18 protein-coding genes are annotated in these 20,314 nt (G+C 34.1%); 12 read left to right on the top strand and 6 right to left on the bottom strand.

Annotated elements, in window-relative coordinates; genetic code table 11:
• The first annotated feature begins 285 nt into the window (after positions 1-285).
• Positions 286-1,248, top strand: a complete 963-nt coding sequence (locus LS73_RS08150; protein WP_104692117.1) for a methyltransferase domain-containing protein — start codon at positions 286-288, stop codon at positions 1,246-1,248.
• 124 nt (positions 1,249-1,372) lie between these two features.
• On the top strand, positions 1,373-2,884 hold the full coding sequence (locus LS73_RS08145; protein WP_052089941.1) for a peptide MFS transporter: 1,512 nt from the start codon (positions 1,373-1,375) through the stop codon (positions 2,882-2,884).
• A gap of 65 nt (positions 2,885-2,949) precedes the next feature.
• Here LS73_RS08145 and LS73_RS08140 read toward each other — a convergent pair whose 3' ends face one another.
• The 3 genes from LS73_RS08140 to pyrG are packed head-to-tail and all read right to left on the bottom strand — an operon-like array spanning position 2,950 to position 7,962.
• Complete coding sequence (locus LS73_RS08140; protein ID WP_034559333.1) at positions 2,950-4,374, bottom strand: pseudouridine synthase; 1,425 nt, start codon at positions 4,372-4,374, stop codon at positions 2,950-2,952.
• Positions 4,349-6,349: a single-stranded-DNA-specific exonuclease RecJ gene (locus LS73_RS08135; RefSeq protein ID WP_081955659.1), complete on the bottom strand. Its 2,001-nt coding sequence runs from the start codon at positions 6,347-6,349 to the stop codon at positions 4,349-4,351. The genes LS73_RS08140 and LS73_RS08135 overlap by 26 nt, the downstream gene beginning before the upstream one ends.
• Positions 6,349-7,962, bottom strand: coding sequence for a glutamine hydrolyzing CTP synthase (pyrG, locus tag LS73_RS08130; protein ID WP_034559335.1), 1,614 nt, complete (start codon positions 7,960-7,962; stop codon positions 6,349-6,351). Before pyrG ends, LS73_RS08135 begins: the two co-directional genes overlap by 1 nt.
• A 257-nt stretch (positions 7,963-8,219) precedes the next feature.
• On the opposite strand from pyrG, the gene ribH reads away from it, so the two are divergent.
• From ribH to pyrF, 3 genes are read left to right on the top strand one after another with little or no spacing between them, the layout of a single operon-like run.
• On the top strand, positions 8,220-8,687 hold the full coding sequence (gene ribH, locus LS73_RS08125; RefSeq protein ID WP_034559337.1) for a 6,7-dimethyl-8-ribityllumazine synthase: 468 nt from the start codon (positions 8,220-8,222) through the stop codon (positions 8,685-8,687).
• Positions 8,688-8,712: 25 nt separating this feature from the next.
• Complete coding sequence (nusB, locus tag LS73_RS08120; protein ID WP_081955660.1) at positions 8,713-9,381, top strand: transcription antitermination factor NusB; 669 nt, start codon at positions 8,713-8,715, stop codon at positions 9,379-9,381.
• On the top strand, positions 9,378-10,097 hold the full coding sequence (gene pyrF / locus LS73_RS08115) for an orotidine-5'-phosphate decarboxylase (RefSeq protein WP_034559338.1): 720 nt from the start codon (positions 9,378-9,380) through the stop codon (positions 10,095-10,097). Before nusB ends, pyrF begins: the two co-directional genes overlap by 4 nt.
• Before the next feature lie 151 nt (positions 10,098-10,248).
• On the opposite strand, the gene LS73_RS08110 is transcribed toward pyrF, so the two are convergent.
• On the bottom strand, positions 10,249-12,129 hold the full coding sequence (locus LS73_RS08110) for a hypothetical protein (protein ID WP_052089944.1): 1,881 nt from the start codon (positions 12,127-12,129) through the stop codon (positions 10,249-10,251).
• A 350-nt stretch (positions 12,130-12,479) separates the two neighbouring features.
• Between LS73_RS08110 and LS73_RS08105 the strand changes: the two genes are divergently transcribed.
• From LS73_RS08105 to LS73_RS08095, 3 genes are all read left to right on the top strand, one after another.
• Complete coding sequence (locus tag LS73_RS08105) at positions 12,480-13,049, top strand: DUF4156 domain-containing protein (RefSeq protein ID WP_034559339.1); 570 nt, start codon at positions 12,480-12,482, stop codon at positions 13,047-13,049.
• A gap of 63 nt (positions 13,050-13,112) precedes the next feature.
• Positions 13,113-13,721, top strand: coding sequence for a DUF4156 domain-containing protein (locus tag LS73_RS08100; RefSeq protein ID WP_034559340.1), 609 nt, complete (start codon positions 13,113-13,115; stop codon positions 13,719-13,721).
• Between the two features lie 38 nt (positions 13,722-13,759).
• On the top strand, positions 13,760-14,371 hold the full coding sequence (locus tag LS73_RS08095; protein WP_034559341.1) for a DUF4156 domain-containing protein: 612 nt from the start codon (positions 13,760-13,762) through the stop codon (positions 14,369-14,371).
• Positions 14,372-14,694: 323 nt separating this feature from the next.
• Here LS73_RS08095 and LS73_RS08090 read toward each other — a convergent pair whose 3' ends face one another.
• On the bottom strand, positions 14,695-15,900 hold the full coding sequence (locus LS73_RS08090) for a replication-associated recombination protein A (protein WP_034559343.1): 1,206 nt from the start codon (positions 15,898-15,900) through the stop codon (positions 14,695-14,697).
• A gap of 283 nt (positions 15,901-16,183) precedes the next feature.
• On the opposite strand from LS73_RS08090, the gene LS73_RS08085 reads away from it, so the two are divergent.
• From LS73_RS08085 to LS73_RS08070, 4 genes are read left to right on the top strand one after another with little or no spacing between them, the layout of a single operon-like run.
• Positions 16,184-17,392 carry an MlaE family ABC transporter permease gene (locus LS73_RS08085; protein ID WP_034559345.1) on the top strand — a complete coding sequence of 403 codons (1,209 nt, stop codon included), beginning with the start codon at positions 16,184-16,186 and terminating at the stop codon, positions 17,390-17,392.
• The gene (locus tag LS73_RS08080) at positions 17,389-18,156 is read left to right on the top strand and encodes an ABC transporter ATP-binding protein (protein ID WP_034559347.1); all 768 of its coding nucleotides are present in this window, start codon (positions 17,389-17,391) and stop codon (positions 18,154-18,156) included. The genes LS73_RS08085 and LS73_RS08080 overlap by 4 nt, the downstream gene beginning before the upstream one ends.
• Positions 18,157-18,179: 23 nt before the next feature.
• The gene (locus LS73_RS08075; protein ID WP_034559349.1) at positions 18,180-18,947 is read left to right on the top strand and encodes an MlaD family protein; all 768 of its coding nucleotides are present in this window, start codon (positions 18,180-18,182) and stop codon (positions 18,945-18,947) included.
• A gap of 30 nt (positions 18,948-18,977) precedes the next feature.
• A complete protein-coding gene (locus LS73_RS08070; RefSeq protein WP_052089946.1) occupies positions 18,978-19,562 on the top strand; it encodes a hypothetical protein in 585 nt (194 codons plus the stop codon).
• A 111-nt stretch (positions 19,563-19,673) separates the two neighbouring features.
• Here the strand turns inward: LS73_RS08070 and LS73_RS08065 are convergent, their stop codons facing one another.
• Positions 19,674-20,246, bottom strand: a complete 573-nt coding sequence (locus LS73_RS08065; RefSeq protein ID WP_034559351.1) for a UbiX family flavin prenyltransferase — start codon at positions 20,244-20,246, stop codon at positions 19,674-19,676.
• Positions 20,247-20,314 lie beyond the last annotated feature (68 nt).

The raw sequence follows: 20,314 nt of genomic DNA, 5'->3' as shown, positions 1-20,314 counted from the left end.
GGCTTTATATTTGAGCTAGCAAAGAGAAAAGGAATTATAAAGATTCGTTTACTTAATATAAAGCTGTATTTAGATTTTAGTGGGGTTATGAGTGTGTTTGGTAAATGAAATAAAGCATACATAATTAGCTTACTTACAACACACAATAGCTAATACAATTATTATAATTTTATTACTCACACTAACTTCGCTTGATATCATCACAATCTAGTAACTTATAAATATAAAATCAATTACAATATAAGTTTACATTAGTAATTAAGTAGCAGAAATTAAGGAGTAATTATGAAATGCAAAATTTGTGGCGAAGAGACAAAAATAGCATTTAGAGTTATGATTTTGCAACGTTATAATGAACATCTTTATAAATGCCAGAATTGCGGATTTTTAAGTGTAGGCGAAGCATATTGGTTAAGCGAAGCATATAAAAATGCTATAAATATTTCAGATACAGGCATTCTAGTCCGAAATCTTAAACTATATACAATAGTAGTTTGTATAGCCTATTTGTTTTTTGGTTTCAGGAAACAACCAAACCAAGGCGAGACAGAAAAGATCTTGCTCGATCTTGGAGGTGGAAATGGACTATTGGTAAGACTTTTGCGTGATTGTGGGATTGAGGCGTTTTGGGAAGACAAATATTGCCAAAACTTTTATGCGCGAGGCTTTGAATGGAAAAGGTTAGAAGATTCCATAAACACCAAGGAATCAACACAAGAAAATAAATATAAACAAAATCAAGATAATAAAGAATTAACAGATATAAAAGATTTCATACCAAATAATACAAACCAAATGCCAGCGAAATCACCTATCCTTCAGCCTACTCTTAGCACTAGCTTCGAAGTATTTGAACATCTGCCAAATCCTAAAGAAGAAATTTATCAAATGCTTTCAATCTGCAAGAACTTGCTATTTTCAACAGAAATTCTATCTAGTGATATTCCACAGCCAGCAGGAGAAAATGCATGGTGGTATTACGGATTTCAGCATGGACAACATATTAGCTTTTTCACACGAAAGAGCCTAGACTTCATAGCCAAGCAAAACAATGTGCACTTCTGCTCTTACAAAGATTTACACCTCTTTAGCGAATATCCAATTAATCATTCATATTTTAAGTTTGCCATAAAGCTAGCACGATATATATTTCCTTTTATTAAAAAGAAACTAGGCAGTAAGACACAAGATGACCATAAAAAAATGCTGGAATATGAAATAATGAAATATAACGAGATTCAAATTTGAGGTTATTGGTCATACTAATTCAAGATTTGTTGCCTTTTATCATATTTTTCTGAAAAGGTTTTTATCCTATCATCATATATTTGTTTCTTTGAAAAAATAAATAATAGAATTTTAAAGGATTGTTATGGCTTATTCTAAATCCCATCATCATATTGAAACTAGCTTTATTGGTCACCCAAAACCACTTTTTGGTCTTTTTCTTACAGAGTTATGGGAACGCTTTTCTTACTATGGTATACGACCATTATTAATTTTGTTTATGATTGCTGCCATATCAGAAGGTGGATTTGAAATGGATAGGGCAACTGCCTCTGCAATTGTAGGAATCTTTGCTGGAAGTCTATATTTAGCCACATTGCCGGGGGGATATCTAGCAGATCATTGGCTAGGGCAAAAGAATGCTACATTAATAGGGGCATTCTTTATTGCACTTGGTCATCTTTCCATTGCTTTTTCTGTTTTTCTTACTTTTTTCTTTTTCTTAGGACTTATTCTTATCGTGATTGGAACTGGTCTATTTAAAACCTGCTCATCAGTTATGGTAGGAATGCTTTACAAACAGAATGATGCGCGAAGAGATTCTGGTTTTACCATATTTTATATGGGTATTAATTTGGGAGCTGTTATCGCTCCGCTTGCATGTGGGCTTATGGCAGAAAATTATGGATGGCATTTAGGATTTGGGATTGGTGGTCTTGGTATGCTAATTTCCTTGCTTGTTTTTTATTTTAAAGCTATACCGGATTTTAATGAATATAGCGATAAGCTTAGTTTAGAGAAGAGCTGGGAGGTGCCATTATCTTCCCAGCCAAAAAATATTAAAATTTGGACAGGAATAGCCGCTATTGTGATAGCAATTATAGTGGCAATGTGTGGAAGTGGCATAATCACGGTTGAACCTGTTTTTATTGCAAAAAATATGGCTTTCTTGATAGCTGGTTGTTCAATTTTATATTTTGCTTATTTATATTTTCTAAGTGGCTTGAATAAAGGGGAGCAAAAAAATTTGGTTTTGGTCTTTATTCTTTTTGTTGCCTCTGCTTCTTTTTGGTCAACCTTTGAGCAGCAACCTATTTCTTTTAATCTTTTTGCTAAAGACTTTACGAATAGAGTAGTTTTTGGTTTTGAGATTCCTATAGTTTGGTTTCAGTCTATTAATGCGTTTTTTATCATTATATTTGCTCCAATTATTAGTGCAATGTGGATATTCCTTGCAAATAAAAATTTGAATATCAAAAGTATTACCAAATTTGCCCTCGGTATGATAATAACAGGTATTGGCTTTGCTGTCATGATGTTTGCAGCTAAGATTGTGCTTCAAAGTGGTGGGCTAGTGTCTCCATTATGGCTAGTGGCAAGCTTCTTTTTATTAACTCTTGGTGAATTATTTATTAGTCCTGTTGGAATGTCCATAATGACACAAATTGCACCAAGTAGAATAAAGGGGCAAATCATGGGTCTATGGTTTGTTGGTCTTTCACTTGGCAATCTTATGGCCGGACTTCTTGGCGGACATGTGCAAGCAGACAATATTGACACTTTACCTAGTTTTTTTGAAAGTCAGTTATGGATGCTTATTGGTGTAGCTACCTTGTTGTTTGTTATCAATAGTTTTCTTAGAAAATTGATTCCTTAGTGGGTTCACTATAAGCCAAATGTTGCCTATTTATAGCTTTGTGCATGTATAGCTAATTTAACAAGTTAACCAATATCACTTGTAGTAAATCTTTTGCCAAGAAAGTTAAGAGCGTGCGCATGCAGCAATAATCTAGTACTACCTGTATAATATGCCCTCATATCATTTAGAATTTGCTGATAATAGAATGGCAAATTAGAGCAATAATATAAAAACCTATGAAATATATCGTTGTCATGAGGCATTGAATCATTATTATGTTGTATATCATAAATAGATTCATCAATATTATAAGTATTCCTACCTAGTTTGGAATCCAAAAAGAAGCTAGCAATATGACTAGATACCCCATACAATACATCCCCAATAATATTATGATGAATTGCATTAGCATGAATGCGCAACTGATGTGTCCTGCCTGTAAGTGCCACTATACGAACCAAAGAAAAATTAGATTCTTTATTGCGGTTGTTAAATGCCTCATCTCTAAATCGAATATATGATTCTAGTTGTTGATTAAACTTCCTAGATTCTATTTGTTTGGATAATCTTGAAACATCTGAATTAAATATATTATCACTAAATACCTTCCTACCAAAACAAGATTCTAAAAAGCAGTGCAAAGGATAATCAAATAATCTAATAGGCATAAATAGACTAATAGCATGATTACTAGTCATAGAGGAGGAATACAATGATTTAAAATCCATTAGACAATCTGCATTTAGGGCTTTTGAATTATTATAAGTTGATTCTAGCCAAGTAAAATCTTCTTGCATAAAGTTTGCTTTATGATGATCTCGCAAAGAATACAATATATCATCTGCCTGCAATTTATCCAAATAACGCATATTTAGATTATCTACTTCACCCTTAATACAGAGGTTACCAAACTTCTTAGGAAAGATAATATTAGATTGTATTAAAATTGTCTTTTCTAATCTACCACGCACAATAGCTAGATATTCTTTAGTAATATCGCGTTCTAAGAATAGATTCTTTAATCTTATCTCACTTGATTTATCAAGCGCACAAAGGACAAGTCCGCTTGTCTCATAATCCAATCTATGACATGGGTTGCAATCTTGTCCATAGCTATATCGTAATTGATCTAATAGGCTTGGCTCTTTACTATTTATATCATTATTCTTTGGGTGGGTTAATATCTTTGCTGGTTTATTGAATATGCAAAATGACGGAGAATACATATCTATATTAGTGGACTTGTTGCTTAAATTTGTATCTTGAGCAGCATTGCTATTATTAGACACAACTCTAGCACAAAGACCTAAATCCATACCGACAAACTCTATAACCTCAACTTCTCCCCTAGAAATTAGGCTAGATTTTTGTAAGACTTTTCCATATTGTTTTAGCCTGCCCTTATCAATAATACGTTGTGTTTGCGACTTAGAATAACCTAGTTGCAATAAGAACTTAGTAGCTTTGATAGGGCTATTTATGTTATATAGTTTTTTTACAAATCCCATGTATCTTGTCTATAATTAGCATTATCTCCTCCTTGTTCCGACTATGCAAATGCTCATCTTCACTACAAAATATATGCATAACCTGACTAATGGAGTAGGCTTGTTGAAATCCATACCGCCTATTAAAATATTGGGAATTAATTGAGAGTGTCGCGCTAAATTGCAGAATATCTCCTAATACAAACTCTGCTTGCATATATTTTGTATTAAAGAACATTGCCTTAATAGGAGTATCAGAATTAGAATCTATTAGATAAAACTCCAAAAATCCATGGTTTGTTCTTTTAAATCGCAAAATCTCTAGCTCAAAAAAGAATTTTGGTATGCTATTACCATTACCATAAGGCTCATGGGATTCTATATGTAGGAGGGTTTGGCGATTCACAAGATTTAGCGGCAGAATGCCTAACAAATCATATTTGCTCTGCCTCTTAAGATACACAGGGCGAAAAAGTCGCAAAAATTCATCAATATGCTCTTCACTAATCTCCAAACCTACCGCTCCAACATGACCGCCATAACGACTAAATAAATGCCCAACCTTATGCATACTAGCAATCAAATCCACATCTCCATCACTCCTGCCACTGCCCTTACAAACACCATTGATATTAGTTAATACAAAGCTAGGCTTACCAAACTCATCAGCCATCTTCCCAGCAACAATACCAAGCACACCTTCATGCCAATCATGTCCAACAGCAAAGCAAATATTAGAATTGTGCACGTTATTTCGAAGTGATTTAAAAGCTTTTCTTGCTACTTGCTCTTGCAATTCTTTTCTATAATTATTGAGCTCTTTTAGCTTATTAAAGTTAGACTTAGCTTCAGCAATACTTTGAGATCTCAAGAAGTCAAGGGCAATAGTGCCATCATCAATCCTTCCTGCAGCATTAAGCAAAGGAATAAACTTAAATCCAAGCATCTGGGAATCTATTAGGCACTTAAAATATTCAACAACCACAAGAAAGGCTGAGCTTTTATTATCTTTTAAGTGAGAAAGTCCATAATCACAAATAGTGTAATTAATCGCATCAAGCGGCATAACATCAGAGATAATAGCAATACTTACAAATAATAGCAATGTTTTCATGCTAGTATTGCATAGATTTTTTTCATAGAACTTAATAAGAGGGTTTTGAGAATTAAATGATGCCAACACATCACCTTGAATAAGAATCTTAATCGCATAGCAAAAATACCACGCAACAAGCGCGCCACAAATATCCTTATATTGAAACGTGCAAGCCTCTTGCTGGGGATTAATCATAAAATCAGAATCAGGCACTCGAATATTGCCATCATTATCAACCTCTAATGTATGATGATCTGTAATGATTAGCTTGATATTTGACATCTTGCAAAGCTTTGCAGCCTCAAAGCTACTTACACCATTATCCACAGTGATGATTAATGCAACATCTTCATGCTTTGTTACAATTTCTTCAAACAACGCACGAGAAAACCCATAACCATGTTTGAATCGATTTGGTATCGCAAAGCTAATATTTTTATATCCCATAGCATCAAAGAAATCTAGCATAGTGCAGGTCGCACAAATCCCATCTGCATCATAATCACCCACAATAACAATTTTTTTATTATTGGCTATAACTTCACATGCAAGTCTAGCCGCGTCCATATTATTAAGCAGGGAACTAGGATGTGGAATCTTGCTAAGCTTTCGCACAAAAGGATAATCTTTAAAACGTTCATCAAGTAGAATCTTTATCTCATCTGATTGGCTGAACTGTCGTAATGTCTTTTTTAGCTGAATGGCTTCTGGATTGTTATATAAAGAGTGCAAAAAATGCTTATCGCCTGACTTGGATTTTTTATTTGATTTATGGTTCTTATTTAATTTCACTCTTTTGTTTATAGCAGTGTAATCATTAGGGGGATTTTTACTATCAATACTATTATTGGTATATTTAGCGAGTTTACTTTGATTTTGTAGTTCTGTATCTGGCAACATTATTTATACCCTTGGGCTTGTTTAACAAACTCAACTATCACCCGATTTGGATTTTGCAGTCGCGAGGTAAATTCAGGATGAAACTGAACTCCAACAAAAAAAGGATGGAAATTTAGCTCTACTGCCTCAATAAGCCCATTGCACTCACCACTTACAACCAAGCCTTTTTTCTCAAAAGCTTCTCTATACTTGGGATTCGCCTCATAGCGATGCCTATGCCTCTCTTTTATAACTTTCTCATCATTATATGCCTTAGCAAGCCTAGAGCCTACCTTAATATGACATTCATATTCTCCCAATCGCATAGTCCCGCCAAGTGGCGAAGTATGTGTGCGAACCTGCTTATTGCCTTCTATATCAATAAAATCTTCTATCATGTATATGATTGGATTCTTGCAATGCTTATTAAACTCCGTAGAATTGCAATCATCTAGCTCCAACACATTACGAGCAAACTCAATCATGGCTAGCTGCATGCCAAGACAGATTCCAAGAAACGGTAAATTATTTTCCCTAGCATATCTAATAGCTGCAATCTTGCCTTCTATGCCCCTCTCGCCAAATCCACCGGGCACCAATATGCCTTGCACATTAGCAAGCTTAGAATCCTCAATATGCTCAGAATCAATAAAAATCACTTCGACCTTTGTATCCAAATTAGCACCAGCATGCACAAACGCTTCTAATAATGATTTATAAGATTCTTTTAGAGAAATATACTTTCCAACAAAGCCTATCTGCACATTTTTAGTAGGAGATAGAATCTTTTTTACTAACATATCCCAATCACTCATATCAGGTTGCAAATTGCCTAAATGCAATCCATTTGAGATTGGTTCTAAGATTCCTTGATTAATAAAGTTAATTGGGCATTTATATATTGTGCTTGCATCTTCTGCGCTAATCACGCTATTAGAATTAATATCACAAGCTAGAGCTATTTTTTCTTTTGTATCCTTTGATAATGGTAGCTCTGATCTTGCAATGATAATTTGCGGAGTAATGCCTATTCTACGCAATTCTTGCACACTATGCTGTGTGGGCTTTGTTTTTAACTCATCTGCCACGCGTATATATGGAACAAGTGTTACATGTATACTAAGGACATTATTCGCTCCTAACTCATGCTTAAGTTGACGCATAGCCTCTAAATATGGCATGCCTTCAATATCACCAACAGTGCCACCAAGCTCTACAATCAAAAATTCCGAATCTTGTCCAACATTCATGATACGTTGCTTAATTTCGTTGGTTACATGTGGAACTATTTGTATAGTTTTGCCCAGATAGTCGCCCTTGCGCTCCTTTTCTATCACAGATAAATATATTTGCCCTGTAGTAAAATTATTATTTCGAGATAGATTCATATTTAAGAATCTCTCATAATGCCCAATATCTAGGTCTGTCTCTGCTCCATCTGCCGTTACAAACACCTCGCCATGCTCCAAAGGACTCATGGTTCCTGGATCTACATTGATATATGGATCAATCTTCAAAATAGAAACATTAAATCCAGAATGTTGCAAAAGTGTTCCAATTGATGAGCAAGAGATTCCCTTTCCTAGCGAGCTTAGAACGCCGCCTGTTACAAAAATGTATTTTGTCTCCGCCATAAATAGCAACCTTATATTTTTTCAAACCAAATTATAAACTAAAATTCATATTAGATTTCTTAAAACATTGGCTAGACATAGGCATAGTCAAGCATACCAAATAGGATAAAAATCTCTAAGTCATAAAAGTTATTGGCTTGGCTTTCGTTGGATTTTGTTTAGATTCATGTTAGAATATTGACAAATAATTTACAGAAATAGCACTTAGCAAACTAGTTTGGCTATTTTAAAACTAAATACACTCATAAGGTAGATTTATGAAGATTATCGAAGGCAGTATGTCCCTACTAGGGCATGAGAGGATAGCTATTATTTGCTCTCGCTTTAATAGCATGATAACAGACAGATTAATTGAAGGGGCAAAGGATTGTTATGTTAGGCATGGTGGTGATATACAAAAACTAACACTAATCAAAGTCCCTGGTGCATTCGAGATCCCGTTTACGTTGGAAAAAGTCCTATCGAGCGGAGATTATGATGGAGTATGCGTGCTTGGAGCGATTATTCGAGGTGGCACACCGCATTTTGACTATGTTGCAGCAGAATCTACAAAGGGTGTAGCAAATGTAACATTAAAATATGGCGGTGCAGTGAGCTTTGGGATTCTCACAACTGATAGCATAGAGCAAGCATTGGATAGAGCGGGTATAAAGGTAGGTAATAAGGGCTTTGAATCTATGTCTAGCTTAATTGAGTTAATAAATATATATCGTCAATTAGACTAATATAGGACAAAATCAAAGGGAAAATATGGCAACTAGGACACAATCAAGGATTGCAGTTATACAGTTGCTTTATGCAAAAGAATTGGGCAATGAGAATGCAATAGATGATGCTAAAATATTCTTTAATGAAAATAAAATACGCAATAAGCAACAAGAATTCGCCCTTTCTTTGCTATATGGAGTTTGCAAACATGAACAAACTATACTAGATATCATAGATATATTTGTAAAAGAATGGGATATTCAGAGATTGGGTATAGTGGAGAAAAATATACTAAAGCTTGGAGCTTTTGAGCTACTAGAAACCAATACACAAAAAGCTGTTGTAATTAACGAAGCCATTGAGATTGCTAAAATATTTAATCTTGAAGATGCCTGTAGGCTAATTAATGCTGTGCTTGATAGTATTGCCAAAACGCATAAAGATGAGATTGCTAAACTTGTAAAAGAAAGACAAATGACAATAAATTTAGCTATAGAATCTAGCAAACCTGAAACAACATCATTAGATAAAAGTAACACTAAGCAACATATGAGATTTAAGCAAGAAAAAAATCATAAGCCTTATAGCCAAGCAAAACAAGAATCAAAATTCAAAAAAGATAAGAGAAATACAAGTAGCAAGAACAATCCTATTAAATCAAAGGATTCTAAAAGCGCATTTATAAAGCCAAACAATAAGGATTCTAAATGAAGCTCTGTGTAGCACTTGACATGCCAAGCAAAGAAGATAACATAATTCTTGTTGATGATATAACAACGGCATGCAAGAATCTTAATATTTCCACAAAAGATATATGGCTAAAGATTGGGCTAAGGAGCTATATAAGAGATGGTAGGGAGCTATTGTATGCATTGCAAGATAAATCATATAGGATTTTTTTAGACTTAAAACTATATGATATTCCAAACACAATGCTAGATTCTATTGTTGAATGCGAGAAATTAGATATTGATATGTTAACCATACACGCAAGTTGTGGATTTAAAGCAATGCAAGCAATCGCTAATCTCCTACAAGAAAAAGAATCTAATATGCTAATAATGGCGGTATCTGTGTTAACTAGTTTTGATTCGAATGGATTTCGCGAAGTATATAGCATAGAGATTAAAGAATGTGTAAAAAATCTGGCGATATTAACACATAAAAGTGGTCTATCTGGACTTGTGTGCGCTATTGATGAAGTGTCTATTATCAAAAATATCTCACCATCTCTATTAACAGTTACTCCTGGAATTCGCCTAGAATCTACTACAAATCCAAGCGATGACCAACAGCGAGTAGCAACATTGCAAGATGCAAAGATGGCTTGCAGTGATTTTGTTGTAATTGGTAGACCAATATACAGAGCAAACAACAGGATTTATACATTGGAATCAATCTTACAAAAGATATATAAAGACCAATAAATATTACTAGTAATCTATATATTAAGGCAAAATACATTTATTTTAATTGTATAAAAGAGGCGTTCAAACAATTAGATGCTAGTCTAAAAATTTATTTGAGTTTGTGTATATGGATTTAGATAACGTCTAAATTTTGAATTTGTTGCAACTCTTAATCTACAATCTGGGGCGTGATAATTATGATTAGCTCCTCATTTCTCTGCAATCTAGATTCCTTACCAAACACATTTTTCAGACCTTTTACCTCACCAAGCTTTGGAATAGATTTCGTAGTTGACTGATTTACATTGCTTAGTAAACCACCTATAACAACTCTCTGACCTGTGCGAAGTCTCACAATGGAAGAAAGTTGATTAGTGCTAAGATTTGGTGGAGATGAAAGAGCTTGGGCAACATTTTCTAAGTTTGGATCTTTAGTTTTAGTTATTGAAGGATTGATTCTTAGAATCACATAATCACCGCTAATTGATGGGGTAATATCAAGCAAGATTCCAGCAAATACGCTAGGATATTGCGTGCTAGTATTTTGTATAGTGTTGTTGGCATTATTGGATTGATAAACTAGGTCTTGAGAATAGCGCAAAACAGAACCTACACTAATAATTGCGGGTTGATTGTTTAGAGCAATGATTTTTGGATTGCTAAGACTTCTTAGGCTACCATAAGTCTTCAAAAAATTTAGCAAGTGATTTAAGTTTGTAGTGCTATTTTGCAAAGTGAAAATAGTGCCTCCACCTCCAAATAATGAGAATCCAGATTGGGTTGGATTTAATATTCTAAACAACTCCTGCCAATCTATACCCACATTACTAGAGCTAAAATGAGTAAGGCTTAGAATCTCAACGTCTAAAGACACTTGCAAATTCATCTTAGATTCTATATTAGCAAGTAAAAGCGATACTTCCTCCATCTTCGCTCTGCTTGTCCAAACAGACACCAATCCTGCTGCCTTATCTATAGTAAATTTATCACCAAGCTTTACATCAAGCAACACATTTAGCCTAGATTCTATATCTGTCCAAAAATTAGACTCATCAAGTGAATACACCTTTGTGCCGCTCTTGCCAAATTGCGTAACATTGTTGTTCATCTGGCTACGCAATTGTTGCTTAATAATATTGCCCTCTATAGCACTATAATTAAATAATGGATTTTGAGTAAGATTTTGTGAAGGCAGATAGCCGCCTAGGCTATATCCACCATAACCTCCAAAATAACTATTAGGATAGCTTGAGTATCCGCCGCTATAATACCCCCCTTGCTCTTGTGAAAATAAGACATCAGTATTACTTTGAGCCATTCTCATACTAGAGACATAATTTAGCTCAAAGATTCTCATATCAATACCTTTGACTATAAGTCTATGAGGCTGTATCTCATAAAATACATCTCTAAGCAACATCTTAAGAATAAAATCTAGGGACTGCTGCTTAGCATAAATAACACTAGTATTATTAATCTTTTTTAGATCTTGACTGTATTGTATGGAGAATTTACACTCCTTTGCTAATTGCTCTAGAATAACCTTAGAATCTAATGTCTCTACTTTAGCCAAATCAAACTTCCTCGCCCTGCAAGTAGGAGAAAGCATAGCTATATCCATATATGGCTCTATATCCCTAGGAATAACTTTTAGCGAAGGAGTATTAGCAATTTTGCTAGCTTTGAGGTTATCTAAGTAAGACTTAATTATATTTTTCTTATCTTGAGGTTGGATATTAGCAATATCTAGCTTTTTTTGATTCTCATCAAAAATATTAATAAAAAATCTAGTATCCAAATAGCTACTGCTAAATGGAATTAAGGAATTTGCATATGCAGAATAGCTATCCAAATCTGTGTTCATAGTTGAATATACATTAAACGCTTTTCTTAGGTCATCAATAATAGAATAATGCTGTAATTGGCTGGAATCTATAGACATTGAGGATTGGAAATTTAACTTGGAATCTGGCACTTGAACATTGCTACCATAAACTCCAATAAAACAAAAACCAATACAAAACAGCAGCAAAATCAAAGGTGCTAACATTGTAAAACACCTCCTAAACTTAATTTTAATAATCTAAAATTTAATAGTTTAATATAATAACACAGTAGCATTATGGCATAACCATTATGCCACATAATAATATAAACACTATATAAATAAAAATACAAAAGATTAAGTTAAGCTAGTAGTAATCAAACCATTTATTAATAAATATGCAATCAAAATATTACAGTTAACAAAACTGAGCCTTAATTGGATATAAAATCCTAGCCTTATCTTGATTTTTTTTTTCTTTTTTGTTATTATGCATAATTAAAGAACTTACAGGAAAGTCTCCCAATAGTTTTTTAAAATATATGTTATCCATTCTATGTCAAAAAGGTGTAAAAATGCTAAATTATAAACAAGTTTTAAGCCAATCTGCAAAAGTAGGTTTAGCAATTGGAGCTGTTGTAATGTTGGTAGCTTGCTCCGGGCAGAGTTCTGCCAAAAAGAACAAGAAATCCAGCAAATATGAGAATGAAATAGAGCCTAATGCTAGGCAGCTTGCTGTATATAAATCAGTAGGTTATTCTATAGATCCTCAATTGCCAATGTATGAACCAAAGACTCTCAATGAATCTGCAAGAGGAATTGCCGTGGCATATAGTATTCCCTATAACTGTAAAGTATTAGGTGAGGTAGAAGGTAAGGATGAAGCAGGCGGCAAAGCAGGTCCTACTTTCGAGCAAATTAGAGAAGGTGCAACTAATGATCTAAGAAATCAAGCCGCAGATCTAGTTAGGGGTGGACAAAGGCTTATGCTTTCTATTTCAAAAGAAGCTATGATTTGCCAAATTAGAACTAAGAAGGATAAATATCAAGAAGAAGATTGCACATTGTGGAATAAGTTGCCTGCAAATTCGCAGATTCTTTCTTACAGAATTCACGCAAATGTATTTGAATGTGGCGAAAAATAGATTATTTTAGTCTTTGAAATTTCATTAAATATTTAATAATAATTGTAAAAAGGGTATATAAACATGTTAAATAATATTATAAAAAAAGGTTTTATTGCAGGATTTGTGTCTTTATCCATGATGTCTTTTGCTGTTGCTGATGATGTTAGAGTAGATGTAGAAGTTGAAGATTCCCAATCATATTCTGGTTCTAATGATAATATGCCTAGAAATCAAAAATCAAGAGAAGAGGGCATAGACGTTGCTAGAGAACTAACTATTACTAAAGCTGCCCCATATTCATACTATAAGCTGCCTCAGTTGCCAACCTATCAGCCAAAACCTCTAATAGAGGAAGCTAAAGGTATCGCTGTTGTTAATGGTGTTCCATTGAATTGTAAATTGCTAGGAGAAGCAGAAGGGATTGATAGCTCTGATGGACGTTCAGCACCTTCATTCGAGCTTATTAGAGAGGGAGCGTTAAACGACCTAAGGAATGGGACAATGGATTTAGTTGATGCAAGAGACAGAATTGTATTAACGCCAGTAAAAGAAGCAATGACATGCGAGCTTAGAGCCAGTGAAGATCAATTTGAAGAGAAAGATTGCACACAATGGACACAAATTCCTAGCAACGGTAAGATCCTATTTTACAGAATTCATGCAAATGTGTATGACTGCGGCGCAAGATAATAGTTATTCTAAAAATATCATAAAGTTAAGGTAGAAAGATGTTGAAAAGTAATTTAGTAAGTAATTTGGTAAAAGTTGGAGTAGCATTAGGTGCAGTGTCTCTTTTCGTAGCTTGCTCATCTAAAAGTAGTGGTGGCAGCAATAGCAGTAGTTCGAGCAGTTCAAAGAGCTCAAGCAAAAGTAGTAAGGTAAGCTACAGCAGAGAAGCTGAAGTTACAGTTGATGCCGCAAGGGAGATTACAGTAACAAAATCAGCTCCGTATATCAAACTGCCACAATTACCAGCATATGAGCCAAAGAGGCTTAATGAAGAAGCAAGAGGTATTGCAGTTGCACATAGTGTTCCTTATACTTGCAAGCTTTTGGGTGAGGTAGAAGGCAAAGACAGTTCAGATGGAAAAGTTCCACCTTCATTTGAAGATATCCGAGAGGGCGCGACTAATGACTTGAGAAATAGGGCATCTGAATTAGTAAATGAAGATAGCAGAATTCTAGTTAAACTAACAAAAGAAGCTATGATTTGTGAAATGAGAGTCAAAGATGGGCAGTATGAAGAAAAAGATTGCACAGCTTGGCAGAAAATTCCACAAAATGGAAAAATTCTTTCTTATAGAGTTCACGCAAATGTATTTGAATGTGGAACTAAGTAGTATTCTATAGCAAAGCAATAGTAGGTTGCATACTACAAATGCAAACTACTTTAAACAAAACTTAGACATATAGAAACTTCATAAATCTCAAAAATCTGTTTTGCCATATCACATAATTACATATATAGCATTGACCAACAATAGCCATTAGAGTGTTTATAACATATAACTTAAAGGTGAGCAAGAATTGCTATTTAGCAAAACAAGCATGTAAAACCACAAGCAAAAGATCAAATTAGAATCAAATAAGTGATAGTTAAAAATCAAGAAACTAAGAAGATATTCGATTACAATCAAGCTATGAGTTAAAACATATATAAACTTTATTTATCTATTCCCTTTATCTTTGTTAACCACTCCTGCAATGTTCTTTCAAATCCAATGTTCTTATGTTCTACATATATTTTCCCTACATGATACTCTTGTTCTACATATCCACCAAAATCATGTGGATATTGGTAATCCTTAGCATGAGTGCGTAAATGAGGTGGAACATTATCAATACTATTTTGTGTATCATTTAGTGCAGAATTTATTGCCAAATATGAGCTATTACTCTTAGGCGAACAAGAGAGATATATTACACATTGTGCAAGAATGATTCTTGCCTCTGGATAACCAATCTTGCTAACAGCATTCATTGTGTTTACACTAAGATTTAGCGCGTTTGGGTTAGCATTGCCAATATCTTCACTTGCAAGAATAACAAGTCTCCTAGCAATAAATTCTGGATTCTCTCCTGATTGTATTAAACATGCAAGATAATAAATAGCCGCATTCTCATCACTTCCTCTAATGGACTTTATAAGAGCAGATATATAATCATAGTGAATATCCTTTTGTCTTACACCTTGTGAATGCTTAGTAATTTGCTCTAGGTTTTTCAAACTTACTAAATCCTTAGAATCCATATCCATAGCAATATCTAGTAAATTCAAAAATGCCCTGCAATCTCCATTATGCCTATCCAAAAGCCATTGCTTCACATGCTCAAAATCATGCTTTGGCGGATATATATTTACTACCTTTTCATAAATAGATTCCATATCTTTACGTGTCAATGCTTTAAACTCAAAAATAAATAAGCGACTTCTTAATGGCATACTTAACGAAAAAAATGGATTCTCCGTGCTTGCTCCAATAAAATGCGCATCCATTCTTTCTAAGATTGGCAAAAAGAACTCTTGTTGGGCAATATTCAATCTATGAATCTCATCTACAAAGATTATAGGCTTTATAAATGAGTGTTGATATTTGTATAATTCTTTCTTAAGAGATTCTAACTTGAAGTTAGTCGCATTAAACTCAAGTAAGACATTATTGAATAATTTAGCAATAATACGAGCCAAGCTAGTTTTACCCGTGCCTGCTGGACCAAATATAATAATGTGAGGTATTTGACAGCCCGTATTAGAATCTTGATAAGAATCAAGAATTAACCTTAATGGCGCATTCTTGCCTAGTAAATGCTGTTGACCAATGAAATCATCAAGTTTTCTTGGTCTAAATTGCTCTGCAAGATTTCTCATACAATATCCTTATTGTCTATTAAATTATATCGCCAGACATCATAAATATAATACTGCCATACAGAAAATAGCTTATAATATGTTAAACTTAACGTTAGGAATTACACTGCTAAAAACAACAAAAGAATATATGGAATTAAAATGGAGAAATTACAGAATATTTATAATTTATCAAAGCCCCATTTACTTAGCAAACAAAGATTACTTTGTTTTTATAATAAATATAGGTAGAATTACACTCTCGTAACAAATAAATTGGCAACTATTAAAAAAGGGTGGGCTAGTGATTATTGCAGATAACGAAGTGCAATTATTATGCAAAAATTTTGCCAATATACAAATCCCAGATGATACTGTAATAATAGAAGGTAATTGGGATAGTTTTGTTAAGCAAACATATATTAACGCCCTAAGATCACAGATACAAAAACAACAAGGTGAAATTCATATACTTTTTCAGCAAGCAAAAGTTGGAATCATATTTATGATGTTGCTTAAAGACATCTTACATACTTATGGATTTAGCAAAGTATCAGTATATATTGACAACCCACAAATCATCTCATTGTTGCAATTCTTACTATCAGATTACTATGAGATTATTATCAATGGTATAGTCTATACAAATGCAAATGAACAAACTAGCAACAATATAAACATATCTGTTGATTATAAGATTCCAAGAAAGAATATGCTAGTTAGATTCTTGGAAGGTATCGGAAAATGGTGCACTAATTTTTACAAAAACACAATTTCATTTTTTAATTTTATTGGCATGTTCTTGTATTTCTTTGCTGCATCTTGCATTAATCCTAGCAATTTCCGACTAAGTTCACTAGCGTATCATATCTATGAACAAGGGTTTAGGGCGTTACCTGTAGGACTAGCAGTCTCTCTTATTGTTGGCTATGCTATTACATTACAAGGCGCATATCAGCTTAACTCTATGGGTGTGCCAATTATGAGCGTAGATACCACAGCAAAGCTTGCATTAAGAGAGATGGGGCCATTTATCCTAGCTCTAGTCATTGCTGGTCGTAGCGCATCAAGCTTCACGGCACAACTTGGCTCAATGAGGCTAACAGAAGAGCTATCCGCCATGCAGGCTATGAACTTAAGTCTATTTTATTTTCTTATTATCCCTAGGGTTTTGGCACTAATCATTGTAATGCCCTTAATGGTGTTTGCTGCAGATGCTGTGGCATTATTTGGTGGAATGGTAGCAATAAAAACAAGTGTAAACATAAGCTTTGAAATGTATCTTGAAAGATTTTATGAGACAGTATCTATTTCTCACTTTTGGATAGGCGTGGTTAAGGCTCCTGTATTTGGTGCAATAATTGGAATTGTGGGCTGCTTTCGAGGCTTAGAATGCAAAGGCGACACTCAATCAATTGGAAAAATGACTACTACTAGTGTGGTGAATGCGATATTTTGGATTATCGTGGCAAATGCAATTTTTTCTTTCATATTCACAAGGTTTGATTTATGAATATTATTGAAGTTGACAATCTTTATACTAATTATGGAGATACCCCCATACATAATGGTATTAGTTTCCATGTGAATAAGGGTGAAATATTCTCTATACTTGGCGGAAGCGGGAGCGGGAAGACTACATTGCTGCATACTTTAATTTTCTTGCATAGACCAAAGAGTGGTAGCATAAAGATTCTAGATGCTGACATATGGAATCTAAAAGAAAATAGAAGACAAACAATCATGCGCAAAATGGGAGTCGTATTTCAATTTGGAGCACTCTTTAGTTCATTAAATGTGCTAGAAAATGTAACAAGCCTTCTAAAAGAATATTCTTATTTTCCAAAGAATCTATATACAGAGGTTGCAAAGTTTTGGTTATCAACAGTTGGGCTAGATCTTGATATATGCAATAAATACCCAAATGAATTGAGCGGGGGTATGAGAAAGCGTGTGGCTCTTGCTCGGGCTCTAAGCACAGAGCCAGATATATTGTTTTTAGATGAACCAACAAGCGGCTTAGATCCAGCTAGCGCATGTAAGTTTGACAATTTGATTCTATCAATGAAAGAAAAAACGGGCGTAACAATAGTAATGATTACACATGACCTAGATAGTATAAAAAATGTAACAGATAGATTTATACTATTGACAAATAAAAATATAGAATTCAGCGGTACACTTGAAGAATTTGCCAAAGAGGCAAACGCCGGTATGCATAGAGGAAGTCTCTTTCACTCCACTAGGGGCGAGAAATATTGGAAAGAAATAAACTAACAAATTCACAATAAGGACATATTATGGAGCGCAACATTAACTACATAGTAATTGGTGCAATCTTTTGCGCTTTGACGGCAGCCATGATTGCTTTTATTTTTTGGATAGGTAAATTCGGGATTGATGAAAGAAGAATGAAAATATACCATGTTTATACTGAAGACGAAATTGCAGGCATAAGCGTAAATACACCTGTAAAGTATAAAGGCATAAGCGTAGGCAATGTAGTATCAATTGGATTTAAAGATGGCGATATCGGCACAGTGCAAATTAACGTAGCAATTAATAAAAAAATTCCTGTTAGAGAAGGGTCTGAATTGGTCATAGATTCTGATGGATTTGTGGGAATGGGCTATCTAAATCTCAAGCAAAACGAATATGGTAATGTTATTGAAGACAGCGATAAAGCACAGCTAACACTAACCAAAAATGCTCTAAGCAGACTAATGGGCAGTGCAGAAGGAATGAGTTCTGATATGCAACAAATCTTAAATAATATAAAGGTTATGACAGATGGCAAGATAATGGAGGAACTAATAGGCACATTAAACTCATTTCAAAGCACAAAGGCGCATATAGACGAAACCCTAATAAGCGCAAACAAGCTTATAAAAGATATAGACAAAGTGATATTGCGCGGAGATTTTAGCTTTAAAGATCTTTTAGTGCCAGTTATTAATGGTGCACAAGGCAGCATTTATCTCTTCAATACATCACTAGAGAAAATAAGCCACTTTTTAGATAGGCTAGAGAGAGATCCTTATGACGCTCTACTTGGCAAGCGAAACTAACTAAACATATTTTAAGGCTAAGGATATTATATGTTATTAACTCGATACATTAGGATAATTTTTTTTGCCCTATCTCCAATATTAATTGGGGGATGTGTTACTGTAAAGCTTAAATCTGTGTTACCACAACAAGCCTATTACAACCTAGACAACATTAAGTTAAATCCAAGCTGCAAAAATATGGACACTGCCTTTGGAATCAGCATTTCAGTCCTATCTCCATATGATGGCAAGGATATTTTAGTTTATGATAAAAAGTCTGAAATCACAATCTTAGAAAACTATAAATGGATTGATTTGCCTAAGAATATGATTCGCAATAACTTTATAAAAGCTGGATTAAATGCTTGCATACAAATTGACCAAAATCCACCCGTTAGCCAAAAATTGAACACACTGCAAATTTATATTAATGAAATGTATGTGGAGCTTGATTCTGAAAATCAAAGCTATACAGGATATATGTATTTGCACTACGAACTTAGGCGGTTTGATTATGAACGCATAAAAAATGGAATCATAATCACACAATCTAAAGACACAAATCCAATAAAAGCCCTACAAGATGCAACAAATGAATCTTTGCAAAAGGTTCTAACACAAATCAAACAATAGCTATGATTTAATATCATTGCTGTATCTATAGCTAACTATAGATAACAGAAAGGGATAATTTTATATCCTTAGCTAGCCTATTTGCTCACATAAATGTTTTGAAAATAAAAATCACATAGTGCCCTGCCAACGTTTAAAGAGATCATGCTCGATATGCAAGATGTCAAAATACTTACCAATAAGAAAATTATGCAATGATTCTAAATCCAAAACATCACTATAGTATCCAACAATAGGCGGGGCTATGCAAACACCAATAGATGAGAGTTTTGCCATATTTTCTAGCAATATCGCGCTCAAAGGCATTTCACGTACGGCAAGTACCAGGTTACGCCCCTCTTTTAGACAAATAGCAGCAACTCGGGTTAGGAGATTATCTTGAAGTCCATTTGCAATACAAGATAGAGTATTGCTACTTGTAGGCAAAATGATACAAGATTCAAAAAAGAAGCTACCACTAGCTAGACAACTACTAATAGAATCATGAATCTCTAAATTATCAACACGTAAATCTGCGATTAGCCGTCTTAAGTTTTGTTTTTTTTCTACATGACACACTGTGTAAGCATTTTTGGTTGGTACTACAAAAAGCTTAATATCTAAGGGTAAATTCTTAATAAAATGTAGGCTCAGTTCTAAGCAACTGCCGCCGCTAATCCCCAAAACAAGTGTTCGTTTGGCCATTATGATTTCCAAATTTAAAATTTCAAAGCCAAGAATTATACAAAATCCATATGATAGGATTATTTATA

It is taken from the genome of Helicobacter muridarum, assembly GCF_000765805.2.
GTDB classification, from domain to species: Bacteria; Campylobacterota; Campylobacteria; order Campylobacterales; family Helicobacteraceae; genus Helicobacter_A; species Helicobacter_A muridarum.
Note: the sequence above shows the minus strand (reverse complement) of the source record. Positions and strands in the feature narration are given on the sequence as shown.

Bases quoted from the DNA above. Each gene is read 5' to 3' on its own strand.
- LS73_RS08150 (WP_104692117.1), top strand. From the start codon at position 286: ATGAAATGCAAAATTTGTGGCGAAGAGACAAAAATAGCATTTAGAGTT.
- LS73_RS08145 (WP_052089941.1), top strand. From the start codon at position 1,373: ATGGCTTATTCTAAATCCCATCATCATATTGAAACTAGCTTTATTGGT.
- LS73_RS08140 (WP_034559333.1), bottom strand. From the start codon at position 4,374: ATGGGATTTGTAAAAAAACTATATAACATAAATAGCCCTATCAAAGCT.
- LS73_RS08135 (WP_081955659.1), bottom strand. From the start codon at position 6,349: ATGTTGCCAGATACAGAACTACAAAATCAAAGTAAACTCGCTAAATAT.
- pyrG (WP_034559335.1), bottom strand. From the start codon at position 7,962: ATGGCGGAGACAAAATACATTTTTGTAACAGGCGGCGTTCTAAGCTCG.
- ribH (WP_034559337.1), top strand. From the start codon at position 8,220: ATGAAGATTATCGAAGGCAGTATGTCCCTACTAGGGCATGAGAGGATA.
- nusB (WP_081955660.1), top strand. From the start codon at position 8,713: ATGGCAACTAGGACACAATCAAGGATTGCAGTTATACAGTTGCTTTAT.
- pyrF (WP_034559338.1), top strand. From the start codon at position 9,378: ATGAAGCTCTGTGTAGCACTTGACATGCCAAGCAAAGAAGATAACATA.
- LS73_RS08110 (WP_052089944.1), bottom strand. From the start codon at position 12,129: ATGTTAGCACCTTTGATTTTGCTGCTGTTTTGTATTGGTTTTTGTTTT.
- LS73_RS08105 (WP_034559339.1), top strand. From the start codon at position 12,480: ATGCTAAATTATAAACAAGTTTTAAGCCAATCTGCAAAAGTAGGTTTA.
- LS73_RS08100 (WP_034559340.1), top strand. From the start codon at position 13,113: ATGTTAAATAATATTATAAAAAAAGGTTTTATTGCAGGATTTGTGTCT.
- LS73_RS08095 (WP_034559341.1), top strand. From the start codon at position 13,760: ATGTTGAAAAGTAATTTAGTAAGTAATTTGGTAAAAGTTGGAGTAGCA.
- LS73_RS08090 (WP_034559343.1), bottom strand. From the start codon at position 15,900: ATGAGAAATCTTGCAGAGCAATTTAGACCAAGAAAACTTGATGATTTC.
- LS73_RS08080 (WP_034559347.1), top strand. From the start codon at position 17,389: ATGAATATTATTGAAGTTGACAATCTTTATACTAATTATGGAGATACC.
- LS73_RS08075 (WP_034559349.1), top strand. From the start codon at position 18,180: ATGGAGCGCAACATTAACTACATAGTAATTGGTGCAATCTTTTGCGCT.
- LS73_RS08070 (WP_052089946.1), top strand. From the start codon at position 18,978: ATGTTATTAACTCGATACATTAGGATAATTTTTTTTGCCCTATCTCCA.
- LS73_RS08065 (WP_034559351.1), bottom strand. From the start codon at position 20,246: ATGGCCAAACGAACACTTGTTTTGGGGATTAGCGGCGGCAGTTGCTTA.